Origin of the sequence: Lysobacter sp. BMK333-48F3, from assembly GCF_019733395.1 — a bacterium.
In the GTDB taxonomy this organism is placed as follows: domain Bacteria; phylum Pseudomonadota; class Gammaproteobacteria; order Xanthomonadales; family Xanthomonadaceae; genus Lysobacter.
Window position 1 is genome coordinate 4,425,369 of record NZ_JAIHOO010000001.1, and the last position, 19,926, is coordinate 4,445,294.

20 protein-coding genes are annotated in these 19,926 nt (G+C 65.9%); all 20 read right to left on the reverse strand.

Translation table 11 applies throughout. The features are described 5' to 3' along the window. Nucleotides 1–120: 120 nt before the first annotated feature. The 20 genes from K4L06_RS19005 to K4L06_RS19100 all read right to left on the reverse strand — a co-directional run bounded on the left by K4L06_RS19005 (nucleotide 121) and on the right by K4L06_RS19100 (nucleotide 19,923). Nucleotides 121–786, reverse strand: a complete 666-nt coding sequence (locus K4L06_RS19005; RefSeq protein ID WP_221672885.1) for a hypothetical protein — start codon at nucleotides 784–786, stop codon at nucleotides 121–123. A gap of 241 nt (nucleotides 787–1,027) precedes the next feature. Beyond that, on the reverse strand, nucleotides 1,028–2,350 hold the full coding sequence (locus K4L06_RS19010) for an XVIPCD domain-containing protein (protein WP_221672886.1): 1,323 nt from the start codon (nucleotides 2,348–2,350) through the stop codon (nucleotides 1,028–1,030). Nucleotides 2,351–2,406: 56 nt separating this feature from the next. Beyond that, nucleotides 2,407–3,069 carry a hypothetical protein gene (locus K4L06_RS19015; RefSeq protein ID WP_221672887.1) on the reverse strand — a complete coding sequence of 221 codons (663 nt, stop codon included), beginning with the start codon at nucleotides 3,067–3,069 and terminating at the stop codon, nucleotides 2,407–2,409. A gap of 218 nt (nucleotides 3,070–3,287) precedes the next feature. Then, nucleotides 3,288–4,520 (reverse strand): peptidoglycan-binding protein, encoded by a 1,233-nt coding sequence (locus K4L06_RS19020; protein ID WP_221672888.1) that lies wholly within the window; start codon nucleotides 4,518–4,520, stop codon nucleotides 3,288–3,290. A 122-nt stretch (nucleotides 4,521–4,642) separates the two neighbouring features. Continuing rightward, entirely contained in the window at nucleotides 4,643–5,278 is a 636-nt protein-coding gene (locus tag K4L06_RS19025; protein ID WP_221672889.1) for a hypothetical protein, read from the reverse strand. 391 nt (nucleotides 5,279–5,669) lie between these two features. Then, a complete protein-coding gene (locus K4L06_RS19030) occupies nucleotides 5,670–7,052 on the reverse strand; it encodes an XVIPCD domain-containing protein (RefSeq protein WP_255595266.1) in 1,383 nt (460 codons plus the stop codon). Between the two features lie 44 nt (nucleotides 7,053–7,096). Next, on the reverse strand, nucleotides 7,097–7,654 hold the full coding sequence (locus tag K4L06_RS22665) for a lysozyme inhibitor LprI family protein (RefSeq protein WP_255595267.1): 558 nt from the start codon (nucleotides 7,652–7,654) through the stop codon (nucleotides 7,097–7,099). Between the two features lie 215 nt (nucleotides 7,655–7,869). Next, a complete protein-coding gene (locus tag K4L06_RS19040) occupies nucleotides 7,870–8,367 on the reverse strand; it encodes a DUF4189 domain-containing protein (RefSeq protein WP_221672890.1) in 498 nt (165 codons plus the stop codon). A 129-nt stretch (nucleotides 8,368–8,496) separates the two neighbouring features. Further along, nucleotides 8,497–8,994, reverse strand: coding sequence for a DUF4189 domain-containing protein (locus K4L06_RS19045; protein WP_221672891.1), 498 nt, complete (start codon nucleotides 8,992–8,994; stop codon nucleotides 8,497–8,499). 161 nt (nucleotides 8,995–9,155) lie between these two features. Continuing rightward, nucleotides 9,156–9,518 (reverse strand): DUF4189 domain-containing protein, encoded by a 363-nt coding sequence (locus K4L06_RS19050; RefSeq protein ID WP_221672892.1) that lies wholly within the window; start codon nucleotides 9,516–9,518, stop codon nucleotides 9,156–9,158. Nucleotides 9,519–9,861: 343 nt separating this feature from the next. Next, entirely contained in the window at nucleotides 9,862–10,353 is a 492-nt protein-coding gene (locus K4L06_RS19055; protein WP_221672893.1) for a DUF4189 domain-containing protein, read from the reverse strand. A gap of 27 nt (nucleotides 10,354–10,380) precedes the next feature. Further along, a complete protein-coding gene (locus tag K4L06_RS19060; RefSeq protein ID WP_255595268.1) occupies nucleotides 10,381–11,532 on the reverse strand; it encodes a type IV secretion system protein in 1,152 nt (383 codons plus the stop codon). A gap of 144 nt (nucleotides 11,533–11,676) precedes the next feature. Next, nucleotides 11,677–12,456 carry a DUF4141 domain-containing protein gene (locus K4L06_RS19065; protein ID WP_221672895.1) on the reverse strand — a complete coding sequence of 260 codons (780 nt, stop codon included), beginning with the start codon at nucleotides 12,454–12,456 and terminating at the stop codon, nucleotides 11,677–11,679. A gap of 61 nt (nucleotides 12,457–12,517) precedes the next feature. Beyond that, on the reverse strand, nucleotides 12,518–14,974 hold the full coding sequence (locus tag K4L06_RS19070; protein WP_221672896.1) for a VirB4 family type IV secretion/conjugal transfer ATPase: 2,457 nt from the start codon (nucleotides 14,972–14,974) through the stop codon (nucleotides 12,518–12,520). 134 nt (nucleotides 14,975–15,108) lie between these two features. Continuing rightward, nucleotides 15,109–15,420: a VirB3 family type IV secretion system protein gene (locus K4L06_RS19075; RefSeq protein WP_221672897.1), complete on the reverse strand. Its 312-nt coding sequence runs from the start codon at nucleotides 15,418–15,420 to the stop codon at nucleotides 15,109–15,111. Further along, nucleotides 15,413–15,772 carry a TrbC/VirB2 family protein gene (locus tag K4L06_RS19080; protein WP_221672898.1) on the reverse strand — a complete coding sequence of 120 codons (360 nt, stop codon included), beginning with the start codon at nucleotides 15,770–15,772 and terminating at the stop codon, nucleotides 15,413–15,415. Before K4L06_RS19080 ends, K4L06_RS19075 begins: the two co-directional genes overlap by 8 nt. 85 nt (nucleotides 15,773–15,857) lie before the next feature. Next, nucleotides 15,858–16,721, reverse strand: a complete 864-nt coding sequence (locus K4L06_RS22805; protein ID WP_221672899.1) for a lytic transglycosylase domain-containing protein — start codon at nucleotides 16,719–16,721, stop codon at nucleotides 15,858–15,860. A 166-nt stretch (nucleotides 16,722–16,887) separates the two neighbouring features. Beyond that, a complete protein-coding gene (virB11, locus tag K4L06_RS19090; protein ID WP_221672900.1) occupies nucleotides 16,888–17,925 on the reverse strand; it encodes a P-type DNA transfer ATPase VirB11 in 1,038 nt (345 codons plus the stop codon). Nucleotides 17,926–17,947: 22 nt separating this feature from the next. Further along, nucleotides 17,948–19,192, reverse strand: coding sequence for a TrbI/VirB10 family protein (locus tag K4L06_RS19095; protein WP_221672901.1), 1,245 nt, complete (start codon nucleotides 19,190–19,192; stop codon nucleotides 17,948–17,950). Beyond that, complete coding sequence (locus K4L06_RS19100) at nucleotides 19,189–19,923, reverse strand: TrbG/VirB9 family P-type conjugative transfer protein (RefSeq protein WP_255595730.1); 735 nt, start codon at nucleotides 19,921–19,923, stop codon at nucleotides 19,189–19,191. The genes K4L06_RS19095 and K4L06_RS19100 overlap by 4 nt, the downstream gene beginning before the upstream one ends. Nucleotides 19,924–19,926 lie beyond the last annotated feature (3 nt).

Consider the following 19,926-nt stretch of genomic DNA (forward strand, 5'->3'; position numbering starts at 1 on the left):
TCGACTCTCCGAATACTGCGGACGATCGCGGCGGAGCTTCGACTCCGCCGCCTGCGGCGACGAGCTTAACCGTCGCCGGCGGCCGGCTCGCGGCACCGCTTCACGCTTGCCGGGTCGCGATCACGGTTGCAGATCCCCGTTCAAGCGCAGCCGGAACGGTTGCGGACGGTCGCGATCGCCGCCATTGGCGAACTGCCCGCCGACCTCCAGGCCGCCGTCGCGCCAGGCGAAGCCGGCCGGGTCCTCCCCGACCCAGGCCGACGCCGCCCCGCTCGCGCCGGGCACGCGCAGTTGCGCCTGGGCCACGGTCGCGCCGTCGCGCGGGTCCAGCTTCAGCGCGTGCAGCACGGTCTGCGACAGGCTCTGTTGCGACTGGGTGTCGGTCTGCAGCAGCACGTACAACGCCCCGTCCTGGCCCAGGCAATGGGTGGCGCGTCCCTGATGCATGTCCGCCGGCAACGCCAGGCTGCGCACCCAGACCGGCCGGCCCGAGGCTTCGGCCAGGTAGACCACCGGCCGCTGGTTCATGCCGTCCTCGTCGGTCGCCGCACCCACCATGCACTGCCGATGACCGCCGATCGATGCGCTGGCGTAGGACGAAAAACCCGCCGGAATCTGCGCCGGCGCGGGCCGGGTCCGCACGGCGGCAGCGTCGGGGGACTGCGCTGCCTGGCTCGCTGCGGACACGGCGGCCACGCGCTCGCCGGCGGGTTCCGCCGCGCAGGCCGTCAGCGCCCACCCCAGGGCAGCCAGCGCCAGCGGCGGAACCAGTGCATCGATCTTCATTGCCTTGCCATCCTGTGACTGTGACTCGCCAACCGCACTCGCATCCGCATCGATTCTGCGAGCCGGAATGGCGCGTCCGCCGTATCGGCGGCGAACGCGCCAGACCGGACCGCACCGACCGCTCCCGCCTCCCCGCGTGAGCGACCGGCTACCTCTGGTCGTCCCTGACCATCCATCCTTGGCCGTCGTCCTTGACCGACAACCCCTGCTGCGCGCCGGCGTCGCCGCCGGCGCCTGGACCTCAGACCATCACCGGCCGCTGCTGCTGACGCTCCTGCTGCTGTTGCTGCTGGGCCTGCTGCGGCACGTCCTGCTGCAACTGCTGGCTGGTCTGCTGCACGGTCTGCGCGACGGCCTGGCCGCGGTCGACGTGAACGCGATGGTGCGCCGGGTCGTTGACCTCGCCCTGCACCGCGAACAGGCCGGTGCCGCTGGCGTTGGGCACCACGTGGTCGATCTTGTTCAGACCGCTGACGCGCGCTTCGTAGGTCAGGGTGGCGGCGGCGCGCTCCATGTCCTCGCGGTTGCGGAAGCCGCCGTTCGGGCCCAGTCGCTCCAGGCCTTCCACGGCCTGGCGGTACATCGGATTGTCGCGGTTGGCCGGATCGGCCAGCGAACCGGTGCGCGCCGGCTCGGCCTGGGCCGGCTGCTGGCGTTCGGCCGGCTGCTGGTCGCGCTGCGGCTGCGCGTTGCGCAGGGCGTTGAGCGTGTCGCGGCCGGCGATGCCGTCGTCGGTGAGGCCGTTGGCGCGCTGGAACGCCTTCAGCGCTTCCTCGGTGCGGCGGCCGAAATGACCGTCCGGATTGATCTCGCCGCCGGCGGCATCGCGATAGCCCAGGCGCTTGAGCGTTTCCTGCATGTCCTGCACCGCCTGGCCGCGCTCGTTGAGCTTGAGCACGCCGTCGGCCATCGCATCGCGGCCGCCCCGGCCCTGCGTCTCGGGCAGATTCACCTGGCCGCGCGCCAGGCCCTGCATCACTTCCGGCGACAGCATGCGCTCCCACTCGGCGACCGCGGCGCGGCGCTCGGGCAGGTGGTTGCTGCCGCCGTTGATGTCGCGGGTGGCCGCGCGCACGTCGAACTGGTGGCCGTGCGGCACCACCCGGCTCTGCCAGTAGTGCACGGCGATGTTGGCGGCGTTGGTGCGGTCGGCGGCCAGGTCCGGGTTGCGGGTCAGGTCCATGCCGAGTTCGCGCGCGGCGCGCTCGTAGTTGTCGCGGCCGGTCAGCTGCACGTAGCCGCGACCGTGGAAACGCCAGCCGTCGCCCGGCTCGGTGTTGCCGAGATTGTCGCGGCCCCAGCGGCCGCCGTAGATCTGGTCGGCGATCTGCTCGCGGCCGCCGTTCACGGCGGCGCGCGCCTCGGCGAGGGTGTCCATGCCGTTGCGGCCCGGGAACACTTCCAGCAGGCGCTCGGCGCTGTAGCCCAGGCCTTCGTGCATGCTGCGGAAGCGGCCCGACTCGACCTGCATCTGGCCCATGAACGCGGCCAGTTCGCGCGGATCGCGGATGCCGGCGTTATAGGCGTGTTGCAGCAGGAAATCGCGATTGCTCGGGTTCGACATGGTGTACTCCTCCTTGATGAAATCGTGGCGACGGCCGGACCGTTCCGGCCGTGGAATCAACTCTTGGCCGGCAGGCCGCTGCGATCGATGGCGTCGTCGCGGCCCCAGCTACGGGTGAACTTGAACAGCGCGTCGTCGATGTCGTCGACCACGCTGCCCGACTCGCAGGCCTGCACTTTGTCGGCCTTGGCCGCGCCGGCGGCGACGGTCATCAGGCCTTGCTCCTGCAGTCCGGCTTCGCCGGAAATCGAATAGAAAATGCGCTTGCTGCCGGCGTCCTCGAACGAGTACGCGTAGCCGCCGCTGTTGCCGGCGAAGCCCAGTTGGGTGCGCTTGAAGCGGCCCGCCGGGGCGGCGTTGTCGGCCGGAAAGCGGTACTCGGCGCGGCCGGCGCCCTGGGCGAAATAGACATAGCCCGACTGTTCGCTGGCGCCCTTGGAGGCGCAGATCGAGGCCAGTTGGCCGCCGTCGAGCTTGCAGGCGAACACGACGTCCTCGTTGGCCGCGCACAGCGAACGGCCGTCGCCGGCCGGCGCGGCAGTCGCTTCGCTCGCTGCGGGCTCAGCCGCTGCAGCCGGCGCGGCTTCGGCCGCCGGCGCAGCCGCCTCGGTCGCGGCCGGCGCGGGCGCCGCTGCGTTCTCGCCGCCCGGCGCGCTGGCCGAATTGCAGCCGGCGAGCGCGGTCAACAACGCAAGGCCCAACAGGTTCGAAGCTTTCATGGCAGTTCCTTGATGATCGAGGTACGGAAAGACGCCGGGATCGGCGGATTCGTTCGCAGGACGCAAGCGTCCCGGGGCGCGGGCACGGCGCCGGTTCGGATCGGGCGAAAGTCGTGGCGCGCGGCGACGGCCGACGCGCAGGCGGCGACGGAGCGGACCGATTCGAACCGGACGAGTCCGGGCACCCCGATCGCGCAAGCGAACGAGGCGCCGTCGGCTCAGACCGTATGGCTCTTCGGCTTCTGCTCCGGCGTCTGCGCTGCGAGCTGCGGCGCGTCCTGCCCGGTCTGGAAAGTCGACCGCTCGATCGGCTGCTGCGCCGCATGGGCCTTGTCGACGTGCACGCGCTGGTGACCGGGGTCGGTCAAGGCGCCCTGCACGGCGAACAGGCCGCCGCCGTTGGCGGTCGGCACCACGTGGTCGATGCGGCTGAGCCCGCTGACCTTGGCCTCGTAGGTCAAGGTCGCGGCGGTGCGTTCGAGTTCGGCGTGGCTCTTGAACGCCTGCGGGCCGAGCTTCTCCAAGCCGTCGACCGCGTTCTTGAACATCGCGTGGTCGGGATGGGACGCATGCGACAGCAAGGGCGCGCGTTCGGCCTGCTTCAGCGCTTCCAGGGTCTTGGGGCCGGCGATGCCGTCGTCCTTGAGCCCGTGGGCGCGCTGGAAGGCCTGCAGCGCTTCCTTGGTGCGCTCGCCGAAATCGCCGTCGGCGCGCAGCGCCTGGCCGCGCGCGTCGTGATAACCGAGCTTGTTGAGCGACTCCTGCATGCCGCGCACGGCCGGGCCGCGTTCGTCCTGCTTGAGCAGCCCGTCGGCCAGCGCATTGCGCGCCGCGGCCGGTTCGCGGGCAGGCGCCCGCGTATCGGCATGTCCGATCGACACGCCGTTCTTCTTGATGTCTTCGATGATCCCGGGAAGCTTGCGCTCCCAGGCCTCGGCGTAATTCTCGCAGTCCTTGGCCGCTTTCACGGTCCAGGCCTTGGCCGGGGTGACGCCGTTGACGGTGCGACGCGCGTTGTACAGATCGTGCGAGTCTTCGTCGATGTAGCGGTCCAGACGCTTGCCGGTGAACAGACCGTCGCGCATGCCGACCACCAGGATCTTGGCGGCCAGTTCGGGGTCTTTGGCGAGATCAGGATTCTTGACCAGCTGCCCGTTGAGGCCCAGCAGCTTGTCGAAAGTCTTGTAGTTGTAGTCGTGGGTCAGGTGCACGTACCCGCGACCATAGAAATCTTCCCCGCCGCTGTAGCCCAGCTTGCGCGCTTGCGACCGGCCGAAATCCTCTTCCGGGGCGCTGAAATTGCGGGTTTCGTGCTGCGCCGTCGCCAGCATGTAGGCGATCTGGCGCGTATCGGTGACGCCGTTTTCGAGCGCGGTCTTGACGATGAGGTTGACCGACGAATTGCGGTCTATCCCAAAGCCGTCCGTGCTCCGGCCGTGGCCGTTGCTCATGGTGCTATCTCCTGTACGTGCATGTCATTGGAATTTGTTGTATCGCCGGATCCATCGAGGGACCCGTGCGTTGCATGTACCAGCGTTGTGTGTGGCTGAAGATCAGCCGCGCCCTGTTCGCATCAGGGCTGGTGAAGCACCTCCTTCATCTCGCCGTCGACGAGCTTCTCGGTGCGAACCTTAACCTTATCCTGGCCCTCGGTCGAGTCCTGGGTGACACGTTCGACCAGCTTCGGCCGCCCACCTTCGATGGCGTATGTTTCGATCACGTGCAGGCAGCAGCCGTCGGTGGAGGTCGAAACAAGACGTCCGTCACGAACGGCGAACAGGCCGTTGCTGCCGATGCCGATGTCGGAGAACTCCTGGTCGAACTCGAAGCTGCGCCGCGCCGCGTCGTACAGGAACACGTCGTAGGAAGCGGCGCCGTGCGCGCCTTCCTTGCCGGTCCACAGCAGCAGGTCGTCGTGGCCGTCGCCGTCGACGTCGGCCAGCACCAGCGACACCCCCTGCGGGAAGCGCTCGTCGAGCGGGCCGCGGTACACGGTCTTGACGCTGTCCAGGTACAAGGCGTCGGGTTTGAGGGTCTGGCGCAGACTGCCGTCGCGCCGGCTCAGGCTCAGCTCGACGCCGCGGTTGCACAGGCTCAGGGTATCGCTCTGCTCGATGCAGGCGGGCGCGGTAAGGCTCAGGCTCAGGTCGCCGGCCTCGGCCTGCAAGGTGCCGGCGGCGCTGAGCTGGGCGGAAACAGAGATCGGCATGGACACTCCTGTGTTCGCCTGGCCGGCCTGCGCTTGCTTCGCCGCGGGGGCGGCGGGCTCGGGCGCAGGCGTGCCGCGGTCTGGCGCTTTGCACGCCGCCAGGCCGCAGATCACGAACAGACAGACGGACTGAAATCGTTTCATCGCATGGTGACCGGTCTTGGGGCAAGTGTACGTCATGCGCGCGACGCGGGCCGTCGATCGCCAATCCACGCAAAAAGGCAGGATCCGGCGACGCAGCGCCAGCCCGATGCCGGTCCGCCTGCGCACGCAAGCGCGGCGCAGGCATCGGCACGCTGCCCGATTCGCAGCGCCGCCGGTATTGTACGAACGGCCGCAGCCAGGCTCCGTCCGCGCCGCACTGCCCCGCCCCGCTCCACCCTGCCCAGGATCAGGCCATCGCCGGCCGGGGCCCCTGCCGCTCGGGCGGTGCCTGCGCCGGCTGCATCTGCGCCGCATCCTGCTGCAACTGCTGGCTGGTCTGCTGCACCGACTGGCTCGTCGCCTGGCCCTTGTCCACGTGCGCGCGCAGGTGCGCCGGGTCGTTCAGCGCGCCCTGCACCGCGAACACGCCGCTGCCGCTGGCGTTGGCCACGACATGATCGATCCGGCTCAGGCCGCCGGCCTTGGCCTCGTAGGCCATCGTCGCCGCTGCTCGCTCGCGGTCCTCGCGATTGGGATAACCCTGCGCGCCGAGCTTCTCCAGGCCGTCGAAAGCCTGCTTGTACAGCGCGTGATTCGGATGCGCCGGATCCGACAGCAACGGCCCCTGGCTGCGGGCCTCGTTCTGGCCCTGCGCCGGCGCTGCGTTCTTGAGCGCGTTCAAGGTATCGCGCCCGGCCTTGCCGTCGTCGTCCAGGCCGTGCGCGCGCTGGAAGGCTTGCACCGCTTCCTGGGTGTGCTTGCCGAAGTGGCCGTCGGCCGACAGCGGATTGCCCTGCGCGTCGCGGAAACCCAGGCGGTTGAGGTTTTCCTGCAACTCGCGCACCGCCGGCCCGCGCTCTTCGAGCTTGAGCACGCCGTCGGCCATCGCGTCGCGGCTCGGCGCCGGGCGCGGCGCGGCATCGTGCGAACGGCTGCCCGGCGCCAGCGATACCGGCGGCACCTCGATGCCGTTCTTCTTCAGCAGCTCTTCCTGGTTGGCCAGTTGCACCAGCGAGTCTTTCTCGTTGTTGGCGCGCTTGAGCAGCCCCGGCCACCAGTCCGGCGAGCTTTTGAACAAGGTGTTGTTGTGGGCGATCTTGTAGTCCTGCACCGCCTCGACGATCTGCTTGTCGCTCAGTTCCGACAGCTTGTAGTCCTTGCCGAAGGCTTCCTTCATCCCCTTGTCGAAGATGTCCGGGGTCAGGCCGCGGAACTGCACCGAGGTGCTCCACAAGGCGTCGTGCACCGCACGGCCGCGGTCGGACAGGTCGATGCCGCGCGCCTTCAGCGCATCGTTCTGCTTGTCGAAATGCGAGCGGCCGATGAAGTCGTGCTGATCCTTGCCGAAGCCGGGATCGGAGGCGGCCAGTTGCTTCCATTTGGCGTTGAACTCGGGCGTGGCCGGGGTCAGCCCCTTGAACTGATCGCCGTAGCGCGACTGTTCCAGGTACTCCTGCACCGTGCCCTTCTTGCTCGACAGCTGGTACTCGCCGTACGACACGCCGCCGGCGTCGCCGACGCCGGTCGAAATCGTCCCGGCGCCCTTGCCCGAGGACTCGTAGCCCGCCGAGGTCTGGCCGATGTGCCAGCCGTTGACGGCCCGTTTGGCCTTCTCGATATCGTCTGCCATTGCATTCACTCCATTGATTGTCGTGGGGCTTCCTAGGCGGCGGATCAGCGCTGGCGCGCGACCATCGCCTCCAGTTCGACCGCGCGCTCGGCGGTCATCTTCAACGCGCAACTGTTGGCTTCGATGCGCTGGGCCTGGCCTTCGGTCTCGGCGTCCCAGGCGCAGGCCTTGTCTTTCTCGGCGATCCACTTGCGCTGCGCGTCGCGCAGCACCGCCATCTCGGCGGCCGGCACCAGCGTCTGCAGACGCTTGTAGGCGGCGTTGAGGCGATCGTCCTGGTAGACGAACTCCTGCTCGATGCAGTTCTGGATCTCGAACGTGACGCCGTCGGTGGCTTCGGCGCACTTGCTGTAGGACTCGCGGAACATGCTGGCTTCCTTGTCGGTGGCGGGTTCGTCCTTGGACGCGGCCGCGGCTGCGGGTGGCGCCGCGTCGGCTGGGGCGGGAACGCTCGCGGGTTCGGCGATCGGTGCGGGCGCCTCAGGCGCGGGCGCGGCTGCAGGCGCGGGCGCCGGCGCGGTGTCGGCGGCAGGCGCCTGGGCCTGGCACGCGACCGTCAATGCCAGCAGCGCGGCCAGGCCGCAGGAACGAATGGCTTGCATAGGGTTACCGTCTCTCCATGACCTACGGGGTGCGCGAAAGCCGCGCATCGATGCCCTGTTCCAGGCCGTAAGCCATCCTAGCAAAGGCCGTCGCCACGCCACAGTCGCCGACCGGCGCGTGGCTGAACGGCGTTCGACTTATGGACTCGAACGCGGCCGGCCGTTGCGCCGGCGCCGCTACCGTCCCGCGAAGCGACAACCGATCCGCCTGCGGCTCAATAGACCGGAACAGGGTATGCGCAATCGGTGTAGGCGATCTCGCAGTCGGCGGCGGACCGGGTGCATTGTTCCAGCGCCAGGTCGGACGCTCCCGGCACGTCGGGGCCGCGCGCCGACGCATAGACATCGCCGCCCCGGGCCAGCACCCCGCACTGATCGCGGTAGACCAGCACGATCTTGCACCCGCCCCCGCCCTCGCGGGCGCAGAGCTGCAAGGCTTCAAGCTCCGCCTCCGACTGGCTCGCCACCTGCGTCGAAGTGCCGACGCTGCGACTGCCTTCGTCGACCGCGATCGCGCCCCATTGCGTCAGCCAGTCGCGGGGAGCGACCGGCGGCGGCTCGGGATAGATCACTTCCGCGGGTGGCGCCCGCCCCCAGGCGTTGAACAACACCCACTCGAAATGCCCGCCCGAGGGAACCGCGAACGGGAAGTGCGCGGCGGCCGGCCCGGCGAACCCGAGCATTGCGATGAGGCTGAGCGCGATGGGTTTCATCGCCCGCTCCTTCGGCATTGGAGCCTGCGGACACTATACGCCGCTCCTCAAAGCGGCGCCGGAAACGTCACTGTTCGAGTTCCGGCCGGCGCCGGTTCAGCCGGATCGCACCGCAATCACCAGGGCGTCTCACTGAACAGGGACTGCGTGCGCGCAATCCGAATAAAAGACCTTGCAGTTCGAGGACGACTGCTCGCAGCGCGCCATCGCCAGTACGGATGCCTCGGGAACCGATGCCGCATGCGCCGTCGCGTAGAAATTATCGCCCCAGACCACTACGCCGCATTGATCGCGATAAGTCAGGCTGACTTTGCAGCCGCCGCCGCCCTTGGAGCCGCAGAGATCCATGGCCTCGAATTCGGCTTCGCGCTGGCTCGAAGCCTCCGAGGAGACGCCGATTGCGTTGTTGTTGCTGTCGATGGCCACCGCACCCCAACGCGATGCCCATTTCACGGGCTTCGGGCGAGGAGTCGGCCGCGGCTGACTCTCTTCATGCGCGCCGTTGGGCCACCCGGCGGCATTGGGAGGAACGCACTGCGGATTGCCCGCGGACGGGATGCCTGCCGGACATTGGGCGTAAACCGTTCCCACCAACCCCATCAGACAACCAACCAACATGATGCGCATCAAATCATCCTCTCAACTGCTGGGTAGCATCCGTAGCCCGACTACAGGCAAACCTCATCCGGCGTTGAGGCTACTGCTTGACCGCCTCCGACACTCAAGACGAGCGACGACGACAGATGGCACCGCTGCTCGAAGTATCATCGGGGCGAATCATCGCAATGTTAGTAAACCGCTGTAGGCAAGGCGCAGTCCGAGTAGGCGACCTTGCAGTCCTTGGTGGACTTGCTGCATTCGGAGACCGCCATCTCCGAGGCCTTGTCCACCGAGGGCGCGCGAGCGGTCGCGTAATAGTCGTAACCCCACGCCAGGACGCCGCATTGGTCGTGATACGCCAGCACGACCCGGCACCCGCCTCCGCCGTTGTCCACGCAGCGATCGATCGCTTCCTGTTCGGCGTCCTGCTTGCTCGTCGACTGGGTCGAGGTGCCGACGCTGTTGGTGCCGTCGTCGACCGCGATCGCGCCCCAACGGGACAACCACTGCTTGGGGGCGCGCGGCCTGGCTTCGTCGGCAGGTGCGGGCATGTTGTGCCGCCAGCCCGGACCGTCGGGAGGAATGCAACCGGGCGTGTTCGGCATGCCCGCCGGGCATTGGGCGTGCGCACCGCCCACCACCCCAAGCAGCAATACAACCGTCAACGAGCGCATCGAGAGACTCCTTGTCCTGGCGATGACAGAAAAAACAGCACTACGACTACGACCTAGACTCGTCCGGCCTGCCCCTGAAAAGCGCCAGACATCGAAGTCGCCCTCTTTTCCAGCTCTTTGGCTCGACACGCCCCAAAAAAAACGACGCCCGAAGGCGTCGCTTTGTTTTGTACTGCAGCTTCAGCGAGCGGCCACCCATCACGTGCCCAAATCGCTCTGCTTACTGCACCCTTATCGGCGCAGTGCAGTTCGAGTAGTAGACGCGGCAATTCGTGTCCTTGGCGTTGCATTTCTGCATTCCCACCTCGGTCGCTCTCTCGATCGAAACTGCCGTTTGCACCAGATAACGCTTGTCGCCGGTAACGAGCACCGCACACTGGTCGTAATAGGAGACATCCAGCACGCAATCCTTGCCACCGCGCTCGCTGCACTCCATCAATGCAATCTGTTCGGCGGACTCTCTGCTGTCGATACCCGAAGCAGTGCCTAGAGCGGCACTGACGCCATCGGCGGCGATCGCGCCCCAAGTGCGCTTCCAAACGGGCTCCGGTCGGGCGGGCTCGCCGGAAGACGAGTTGTGCCCCCAACCCGGAGCGTTCGGCGGAACGCATTGCGGGTTCCCGGCAGACGGAATACCCGCCGGACATTGCGCGTAGGCACCGCCGGCCCAGAATGCCAACGCCAGAACAACCAAGCAGAGGCGAGCTTTCATATGACCCCTTCAGCGTGTCTAACGGAACTATTCCCTAGCTCGCCGCGTATCGACTTTCATCGTATCGGAATGCGCGGGACCGGCGTTGTTGTACGTGCCGGTAGCGTGAGTGTTGCTGGGTGAACCGCCACTGAAACTGCTGGCTCTGTCAGCGGAACCGACTTCACGCGTATTTTGCGTCTGAGGCGCATAACCGCCGCCGTAACCGCCGCCCTCGTAGCCGCGATTATGGCTCGGCGGCTGGCCGGCGCCAGGCGAAGCCTGTCCGCCGCCGAAGCTGTTGAAGGTGCTGAACTGACCCATCACGCCCTGGAAGAACACCGCGGCCATCGGCGGCGCGCTGATGATCAGCACCGACAGGATCAGGCCCAGGCCGCCCTGCTGCAGGGCCTGGCTCGACATGCCGTCGGACGTGTCCAGGCCGGTCAGGGCGCCTGCAATGGCGGTCCCCCACAGAGCCAGGGCGACCTTGGTGACCATCTTCAGCGAGATCGAGATCATCGCGCTGAGCACCGCCATCGAGAACATCGTGCCTATGCCGTAGAACAGCCATTTACTGAACAACTGTTTGGTCTGGTCGAACAGCAAACACAAGATGAATATCGGCCCGAACCCGACGAACAAGGCCATCGCGATTTCGTACAGCAGCAACGAAATGCCGGCGGTGACCGCCGGGCCGCCGGCGCCGACGCCGACGAACCACATCGCCCGGGTCTTCTTGGCGTCGAGGACGTTGTCGTCCATCGCGTCGAGCATATCGATGCTCGACCAGGCCAGCTGCATGTAGCCCAGGTTCTTGTCGATCTCGCTCTCCGGATCGGTGTCCTCGCCGGTGATGACCCAGTGGATCTCCTTCTTGACGTCCTTGGTCAGGAACTGGTGCATCGGAGTGCCGAACATGGCCATGGTCGTGGCCACGCCGACGATCAACGTCGCACGCAGGGAGTTGGTCACCAGGGCCATCATCGAGTCGCGCGACTGGCCGGTGGCGATGCGATAGCCCTGAATCATGATCCACAGGGTCAGCAAGGTCAGGGCGATGCCGCCGGCCCACTGCATCGCGTTGCCGAGGATCTCGATGCCGAACTTCTCGATCTCCTTGCGCAGATATTTCAGGATCAAGCGGAAGAAGATGAAGTCGCCCGCCGAGTCGATGCTGGGGCTCAACCAATCGGTCAAGCCGCTCGCCGATCCGCCAACGAGGTTGAATGCCTTACTCATACCGCCACCACGCCCTCTGGGGCTCATGCCCCTGATTTAGTGAATCCCTTGCTCATCGCGGGAACTCCGTCCCGCGTCGTCCTTTCGCCCGCTATCCGACGCTCAGTTATCGAGCGCCATCTTCAACGCGGTGGTCTTGAACACCGAGCCGAGGATGCCGGCGCGACCGTTCATCGCCGTTTCCACTAGCTGGCGCTGGTTGTCTTCCATCGCCGCGATGTAGCTGTCGTAAGCCTGCATCTGCCCCTCGTAGTTGGCGAACTTGGCCGACATGCCGTTCGCCAGGCGCGCGGAGTCGTTGGCGACCGCCTCCATCGTGCCCTGCTTGAGGTCGCTGTTGCGCTTCTTTTCCAGCTCCTTCATCTGACGCTCCATTTCGGGCAGCGTGTCGCGCGCGAAACGGACGGTGTAGTTGTACTTGTCCACCTTGGCGCTGACGATGTTGGCGCAGATCTGGCGCTGCTGCTTGGCGACGTCGCCGCCGAGATCAAGCTTGAACGCGCCGGTCAACGCGCCGATGATCGGAAGACCGCCGCCGCCGCCGCCGCTGGAGGCGCACTTGGCTGCGACTTCTTCCGACTTGTTCAGCTCCTTCCATTGCTCCTGCGCCGGCATGCCGATCGTGCTCAGCATGCTCTGCAGCTTGACCACCTGCTGCTGGAAGTGCTGAACCTGCTGCTGCAGCTTGGTGTATTCCTTGATGTGCTGGCCGTAACGCTCGGCGAAGCCCTTGATCTGGGTGACGATGTTCTGGATGGTGTGGCCCGGGTCGGTCACCACCCACTGGGCGTTGGCGCTGCCGACGCCGAAAACGCAGGCAGCCGCGAGGGCCGCAACGGCCAGGTTCTTCTTGATCGCCTGCTTGGCATTCATGGTCTTCATCTTCCTTTTCTCCTGATCTCGTAAGTCGCGCTTGACGTTGCGGTTCAAGGTGATCGCGTGATTAAGCGGCGGACCGGCTGGGCGAGGCGCTCTTGGCGCCGCCCTTGCCCGAGCCCTTGCGGTTGTCGTAGAAATCCTGCAGCCAGGCGTCGGGACTGAGATCGTCCGCGGCCACGCCGGCCTTGTGCGCTGCTTTCTCCACCACCTGGTGCATGATCTCGATGTTGTCGGTCGACGAGGAGATCACCGCCAGCGCGTCGTCCATGCCGCGCAGGTTCAACTGGCAGACGGTCGCGGCATGGCCCTGCTTGACCAGGAAGCAACGCGAACGCTCGTCCAGGCTCTTGACCACCTGGTACTCGGCATCGGTGAGCTTGAGGCCTTCGATGTAGTCCTCGCGGCTCGCGTTCGGGTTGGGCAGCAGGATCAGGGTCGCGGTCTGCTCGATCAGCGAGGCCGAGATGTCGCTGGCCAGCGCGTCTTCCGGGCTCTGGGTGGCGAAGATGCCCAGGCCGTTCTGCTTACGGATGGTCTTCTGCTTGTTCTTGGCGAATTCCTTCAGCGCGCCGCCGCCGTCGAGGATCTTCCAGAACTCGTCCATGACGTAGATCAGCGGACGGCCGTCGATCAGCTCTTCCAGGCGATGCAGCAGGTAGTTGATCACCGGCACGCGCACTTCGACGTTGTCGATCACGTCGGTGTAGTCGAAACCGATGATGCTGGCCTTCTCGAGGTTGATCGTGTCGACCGGATTGTCGAACACCCAACCCAGCGAATTGCCCGCGGTCCACTTGCGCAGGCGCGCATAGAGGCCGTCGTCGCCCATGTTGGGCAGGCTCTTCTGCAGGTTGGTCATGCTGCGCAGGTGCATGGGCGTGTCGAGGATGTTCTCGACCGCGCGGAAGATGTCCTCTTCCTCGCGCGCCGAGTACACCGACTTGCCGGCCAGCACCTTGATCAGGTCCGACAGGAACTGGACGTTGGTTTCGTTGTTCTCGCACTGGAACGGGTTGAAGCCGGTCGGCTGGCCGTTCTCGAGCGCGAGGTAGTTGCCGCCGCAGGCGCGGACGAAGATCTCGGCGCCGCGGTCCTTGTCGAAGAAGAAAATCGTCGGCGTCGGCTTGAGCTTCTGCACCTGGCTGAGCAGGAAGTTGATCAGCGCGGTCTTACCGGTACCGGACTTGCCGATCACCATGGTGTTGGCGATCGCCTTCTCGCCGAGCGAGTTCTCGGCCGGATGGGTGGCGTGGAAATTGAAGAAATACGGCTGGCCGTTGGTGGTCTGCAGCGTGGTGACGCAGTCGCCCCAGGGGTTGTTTTCCTTCTTGCCGGTGGCGAAGTTGTGCAGCGGCGACAGGCCGAGGAAGTTCAGCGAACTGACGTTGGCCAGGCGCGTGCGGTACTTCCAGTTGGCCGGGAACTGGGCGTAATAGGCCGCGGTCACGGCCAGGTCTTCCTTGACCGAGACGAAGCCGGCGTTGGACAGCTCGGCGCGGGTCATGGCGATGTTCTGCGCCAGCGCTTCCTGGCTGTCGGCGTACACCGCGAAGCTGAAGTGGTACTCGCCGAGCACGAAGTTGCCCGAGGCGAGCTGGTCCATCGCATAGTCGAGCTCGGCGATCTGGCTGACCGCCTTGTCGCCGGAGGAGATCATCATGCCCTTGGTGCGGTCGAGCACCTTGAGCGCGTCCTGGCGCCCCATCGGGCTGAAGGAATGGCTCACCACGTACTCGAAATCCAGGTACTTCAGGCCGTTGAGGATGCCCGGATAGGTGGCGTCGGTGTATTCCTTGACGTTGAGGATCGCGCCGAAATGGTTCTGCCCGGTCGGCGTGGTGACCACGAAGTCGCCGGTCTTGCTGGCGAAAGTATGGCGGCTGACCGGCAGATAGTTGTAGACCGGCGCGGGCAGCACCGGCACCGGCTCGTCGATCCGGTTGAGCACGTAGCCGAAGAACTCCAGCGCCTCGGAGAAGACGACGCCGTTCTTGGCCTCGTACATGCCCAGGCGGTACGGCGCATAGTCCTTCAGCACCGCCTCGACGTTGCTGGCCAGTTCCAGCACCTTGGCGATGGCCTGGTCCTGCTGTTCCTGCAGCTGCTGGACGTTCGAGGACTTCTCGGTCAGCCGCTTGCCCGACACGATCGGGCGGTAAATCATCGTCAGGTACAGCTCGTTCTGCATCAGCTTCTGCCCGGACAGCGAGGCGAAATAGCCGTCGGAGAGCTGCTGGTTGAAAGTCTGGCCGAACTTGCTGTCGGTCTTGATCCGGCGCTTGCGGCGCACGTCGTGGACCCAGAACGCAACGTTGGTGAAATCCGGCGCCCGCAGCGTCTGCAGCATGCGGTTGAAGGTGTTGTGGCGGTGCTCCAGCTCCCACTCCTCGCGACCGACGAACGGCAGGCCGCCCAGGTGCCACACCAGCATGTAGTCGCCGCCGGTGGTCTTGATCACCGTCGGAGAAACATGGGTGGACAGCGGGATGAATTCGCTGATGGGGGCGTCTGGACTCAGCATGTGGCGGCGTTGGTATCTGCTGTGGGATGTGGGCGGAACCCGCGCCGGCCTCGGCCGTCGCAGGTTCCGAACCTGACTGCGGTACTGCGCCGAACGCCATTGCGGCCTGACCGCAATGGCGTCCGGTTACGGCACTATGCCTTGCTCTTTTCGCCAGGATTGCGATAGAGGTTCGGCGAGAAAACCCACATGCTCGCGTTCTTCTGCAGGTTGCGGACCCGCATGCGGAACTGCAGCCGCAGGCCGAGCAGACGGAAGATCATTTCGTCGCGCCGGGCCATCTGCCGCATGATGAAAATCACGATCGGCAGCAGCAGGATGCAGAACATGTCGATGTAGAACGTCAGCAGCAGGCTGGTGCCCGCGCCGATCGCGAACGGCACGTACGGCACGCCGAGGAACATCGGCGGGCGGGTGCAGCCGCGAAACAGTACGTTCTTATGCATACAGCGACAGAGCGGACAGGATCATGCCCGGGTCGGCGCCGACGTCTTCCGGAATCACCATCTTGGCCAGCTGGGCCGCGGCGCCGATCAGGAAGCCGCCGAGCAGGACCGGAGCGACGTCGGCGATGCGCTTGTGGGCGAAGGCGATCTGGTAGCCGGCGAAGATCACGGCGATGGTCACGATGGCGACCGAAGCGATGTTCAGCAGGCCGTTCAGGTTGTCGAGGAAGCCCTTGACGCGGCCTTCGGCCGGGTTCTGGGCGAAGGCCAGCTCGGGCAGGGCCAGCAGGGCGACGAACATGACGGCCATGGCGAAGGCCGAGGCGAAGTTCTTGAGGACGATGGTATTCATGAAGAAATCCCTTCTTTTTAGCGAGTGGTCAGTGGTGGTCGAGGAAAACGGAATCGCTTACGGGGTCGGTGGAGGACATCAACAATCAAAAGACGAAGGCCTGGTCTCCCGGGGAAACCGCCGTTGCCGGCGCGGGAGCGACAGGCGCAGCCGCCGTGGCCGCGTTCATCGGCATCACCTTGACCGGCTGGAGCGGTTGCGGCTGGACCGCAGCCGTACCGGCCGGAGCAAGTCGGACCGCCGCGGCAAGGGGCTGCGGCCCCACCACCACTGGCGTAGGTAACGGCATCGGGGCCGCGACCGCGGCCATCGCCGGCGCGGCGGCGACCGGCGCGGACGCCGGGTCGAGCGCGGCGGCCAGGCGCTGCGGGCCCGACTGACGGCCGGGGGCATAGACCCCGCGCGCGGTCGCGGTCGCCGCGGCCGCCGACATCGGCGCGCTGCCGACCCGGCGCTGGGCCGGCGCGGCGAGGCCGGCCAGGGCGATGGCCTGGCCGTCGGACTCGGCCGCGGCGGCCTTGTTGATCGACGCGTAGATCTTCTGCACGTAGCCGTGACGGAAACCGGTGACGAAGTTTCCGGAGTAGTAGCAGCTGAAGGACTTGCCCCAGTTCGAGCCGGAGCGGCCATAGCATTCGGCCAGGATCTTCGAGCCGGCCTGCAGGTTCGGGCAGACTTCGAACGCCTTTTCGTACGACGGCAGGCCGTACTTCTCCAGGTTGTAACGATTGACCTGGGCGACGCCGAGCGAAAAGTTGTAGCCGCGGCGCTCGAGCATGCGCGCGGTGGCCACCGCCTCGGACAGGTTCTTGGGCTGGCGCACCAGGCGGCCGCCGACCACGCCGATGGCGTAGGGATTGAACGAGGACTCCACGCGCACGACGTGTTGCATCACTTCGTTCGGGACAGCCAGGCCCGTGCAATTCGTCAACTCAATTCCGGGCAACATTCCTTGATCCCCCCGTGCCGACCTTGGCGCCGACCCCCTGCAAACATTCCAGAAATGAAGGACTTATCGAAAGTCGCATTGACGCAGCAATGATTCATTCTGGAGCCAGCAATGTCAATGGCCGTGCACAACTGCGTCACAGTTCAGGCTATTCAGCACCCTCGCCTCACTCGGCGAAGGCGCGCTCCGGGTTGAAGTCGATGCCGGTGATGTATCGCTGGCCCGCGTGGGCCTTGATATGCACCAGGATATCGATGGTCATCATCAACAAGCGCTTGATGACCGAGAACTCCAGCCCCGACCCTTCGTTGGACGCCTTCACCATCAGCGCGAGCTGATCCCAGGTCTGCGCGGTACTGCCGGCGTGACAGCTGGTGATCGATCCCGGGTGGCCCGAGGCGCAGTTACGAATGAAATAGAACGATTCGTCGCCGCGCAGCTCGGCCAGGATGATCCGGTCCGGCTTCATTCGCAGACAGGCCTCCATGCAGCTCTTGGCCGTGACATTGCTGGTGCTTTGTCCACCTTTTGAGTAGAGCAAGTGCACCACATTCGGCTGTTCGATGAAGAGTTCGCGCGCGTCCTCGATCGTCACCAGCCGTTCGTAGTTCGGAATGTGACCGACCAGCGACTTCATGAAGGTGGTCTTGCCGCTGCCGGTGGCGCCGGCGACCACGATGTTCTTCTTGTACTGCACCGCCTTGCGGAAGAAGTCGGCGTAGTTGCGCTGCGCGCGCAGCTCCAGCAGCTCCCGGTCGTGGTCGCTGATGGTGTGCGCGCCTTCCAGGATCTGGTTGAAGAAACCGTCTTCCTGGTACTGGGCCAGGGTCTTGCTGTGCTTGGACGGCAAGCGGATCGTGATCGACACCTTGCCCGAGTCGCAGGCCGGCGGGATCACGAACTGGGCGCGCTGCCCGGTCGGGAAGGTCAACGAGACCACCGGGTCGGCATCGGTGATGCGCTGGCCGGTATTGCTCTCGTTGACCACCGCGGTGCAGAACTGCCGGGCCCGCTCGAACGTCAGGCTCGGCACTTCGATCCGGTTCCAGCCGGAGCGAGTCTCCAGATAGAGCTCGCCCGGCCGGTTGATGCAGATTTCGGTGACGTCCGGGGAGCTCATGTATTCCAGGATGCCGAGCACCTGGTACTGATACTCCAAGAACGCGTTGGAAACCTGCGCTATCGGTGAATTGTCTGCGTCCATCGTGACTGCCGCCGAGGCCGGCTTACCTCATGACCGAGGAGAAGTCGACGTCCTTGGCGACGTAGACATTGACGATCGTGCCCTGGTTGATGGTCACGGTCGCCGGGCGGTTGATGCTCTTGTCCAGGGCCTGGTTGGCCAGACGCTCCATCGCTTCGGCGGTGTTGCTCTCGTACGGGGTCTCCACCACGTTGCCGCTGTTGGTGACTTCGGTCGAGCGCGGGCCGTTCTTGGCCGCGGCGTACTTGAACGCATCGCTGATCAGGCTGATCAGCAGGGCCGAGGCGATGCGGCTGCCCCAGTGCGCGTTGTAGTCGCCCGGATGGCCGGCGCCGCCGAGGTTGTCGACGCCCGGGCTGGCCATGCTCACGTCGATGCCGGTCGGCGTGGTGATGCGGTCCCAGATCACCGAAACGCGCGGTCCGTTGATGTTGTCGGACTGGTAGCGGCCGGAGATCTTCGAGCCCTTCGGCAGCAACAGGCGGCGCCCGTTCACCGAATAGGTCGGCTCGGTCACGATGCAGGAGGTGAAGCCCGGGATATCGGTGATGATCCGGGTTTCCATCACGCAGCGGATGTAGGTGCCGCGCAGCAGCAAGGTGTCCGGGTTGTACAGCGGCTGGGCGCTGGTCGGCATGTCGCGCTCGTCGCGCGGCTTGGCGCCGCCGCCCGGCGAGTTGGCCTGCACCGCCGCGGCCATGGCCGCCGCGTACGGGTCGTTGCCGCTGCCGTCGGAGCCGGCGCCGGAGCTGGCGTAACCGCCGCCTTCGGCCATGCCCATGCGTCGCTCGAGCAGCGACGGCGGGCGCGGGCCCTGCTCTTCCGGCGGCGGCGCTTCGCGCTCGGCCAGTTCCTGCGGGGAGGGTTCGGGCACCATCGGCAGCGGCGGCATTTCCTGCACCTGCTCCACCGGCGGCAACGGCGGCGCATTGTCGGTAGCGGCCTTCGGCAGCTCCGGAATGTTGACCACCTCTTCCTCGACCGGCTTCTTGTCCTCGTCGCCCGAGGTCGCGCTCTTGAACATCCAAATCGCGGCGACGATCAACAGCAGCACGATGCCGCCGAGGAACAGCATCGCCTTGCGGTTGAGCTTCTGTACGTCGGCCGACTTCAACATCGGCGCGCCGGCGTCCAGGTTCGGCGCCGCGGCCGCCTGCTGCTGGCCGTAATAGGGGTTGGCGCCGGCGCCGGCATAGCCGTAGGCGCCCTGCTGGCCGTTGTTGTCGTCCGGCTGGCCGGGCGTGTTGGGCGGAATGTTCTGGCTCATTTCTGCTTCTTCCTGCGCAGACCGACGACGTTATTGCCGTGCCGGATGATCAAGTAGGGATAGGTCCCGTGCACCACGATCGTGTTGTCCTGGACCGTGGAATTGACGACGAAATCTTCGCTGCCTTCGCGTTCGCGGGCGAACACCGCGGGAAAGTTGCCGGTCGGCAGAGACTTCAGCCCACTGATCTTGATGTAAGTGAATTGGCCGTCGTCGTAGACGTTGGTCGGCACCAGCCAGGACTGCTTCTTGCGGCTCGAGTACTGGTATTCGAAGTTGTAGACCCGGTTCTTGTCGAGCGAGGTGTTCAGCTCCGGGGTCGGCTCCTCGGCCTTCGCCTCTTTCGCGTTCGAGAACTCGGTGTCGTTCGGGTAGACGAACTTGATCTTGTACTGCACGCCGGCCTGCTTGGCCTGTTCCAGCACGCGCCAGTCGGTGGCGACGACCTTCAACTCGAAGATGTACGAGTGGGTGCTCGTACGGATCATCATGTTGGTGTCGACGTCGACGTTCTTGGGCTTGATGTAGAACACGTTGTCGCGGCGGCTCAGGTCCCAGCCGGAGCTGAAACCGGTGCTGTAGTCGAGGATGTTCTCGCTCGGGCTGAGCTCGATCTGGGTGGTGATGCCCAGGCCGGTGCGCACCGTGTAGATACGATTGGCCTCGTATTCGTACTCCTGGATGACCTGGGCCGAAACGGGTTGCGCGAGGCCGGAAACCGCCAGGAACATCAG

Coding starts and splice junctions, on each gene's coding strand:
- K4L06_RS19005 (WP_221672885.1), bottom strand. CDS start 786: ATGAAGATCGATGCACTGGTTCCGCCGCTGGCGCTGGCTGCCCTGGGG.
- K4L06_RS19010 (WP_221672886.1), bottom strand. CDS start 2,350: ATGTCGAACCCGAGCAATCGCGATTTCCTGCTGCAACACGCCTATAAC.
- K4L06_RS19015 (WP_221672887.1), bottom strand. CDS start 3,069: ATGAAAGCTTCGAACCTGTTGGGCCTTGCGTTGTTGACCGCGCTCGCC.
- K4L06_RS19020 (WP_221672888.1), bottom strand. CDS start 4,520: ATGAGCAACGGCCACGGCCGGAGCACGGACGGCTTTGGGATAGACCGC.
- K4L06_RS19025 (WP_221672889.1), bottom strand. CDS start 5,278: ATGCCGATCTCTGTTTCCGCCCAGCTCAGCGCCGCCGGCACCTTGCAG.
- K4L06_RS19030 (WP_255595266.1), bottom strand. CDS start 7,052: ATGGCAGACGATATCGAGAAGGCCAAACGGGCCGTCAACGGCTGGCAC.
- K4L06_RS22665 (WP_255595267.1), bottom strand. CDS start 7,654: ATGCAAGCCATTCGTTCCTGCGGCCTGGCCGCGCTGCTGGCATTGACG.
- K4L06_RS19040 (WP_221672890.1), bottom strand. CDS start 8,367: ATGAAACCCATCGCGCTCAGCCTCATCGCAATGCTCGGGTTCGCCGGG.
- K4L06_RS19045 (WP_221672891.1), bottom strand. CDS start 8,994: ATGCGCATCATGTTGGTTGGTTGTCTGATGGGGTTGGTGGGAACGGTT.
- K4L06_RS19050 (WP_221672892.1), bottom strand. CDS start 9,518: ATGCCCGCACCTGCCGACGAAGCCAGGCCGCGCGCCCCCAAGCAGTGG.
- K4L06_RS19055 (WP_221672893.1), bottom strand. CDS start 10,353: ATGAAAGCTCGCCTCTGCTTGGTTGTTCTGGCGTTGGCATTCTGGGCC.
- K4L06_RS19065 (WP_221672895.1), bottom strand. CDS start 12,456: ATGAAGACCATGAATGCCAAGCAGGCGATCAAGAAGAACCTGGCCGTT.
- K4L06_RS19070 (WP_221672896.1), bottom strand. CDS start 14,974: ATGCTGAGTCCAGACGCCCCCATCAGCGAATTCATCCCGCTGTCCACC.
- K4L06_RS19075 (WP_221672897.1), bottom strand. CDS start 15,420: ATGCATAAGAACGTACTGTTTCGCGGCTGCACCCGCCCGCCGATGTTC.
- K4L06_RS19080 (WP_221672898.1), bottom strand. CDS start 15,772: ATGAATACCATCGTCCTCAAGAACTTCGCCTCGGCCTTCGCCATGGCC.
- K4L06_RS22805 (WP_221672899.1), bottom strand. CDS start 16,721: ATGTTGCCCGGAATTGAGTTGACGAATTGCACGGGCCTGGCTGTCCCG.
- virB11 (WP_221672900.1), bottom strand. CDS start 17,925: ATGGACGCAGACAATTCACCGATAGCGCAGGTTTCCAACGCGTTCTTG.
- K4L06_RS19095 (WP_221672901.1), bottom strand. CDS start 19,192: ATGAGCCAGAACATTCCGCCCAACACGCCCGGCCAGCCGGACGACAAC.
- K4L06_RS19100 (WP_255595730.1), bottom strand. CDS start 19,923: ATGTTCCTGGCGGTTTCCGGCCTCGCGCAACCCGTTTCGGCCCAGGTC.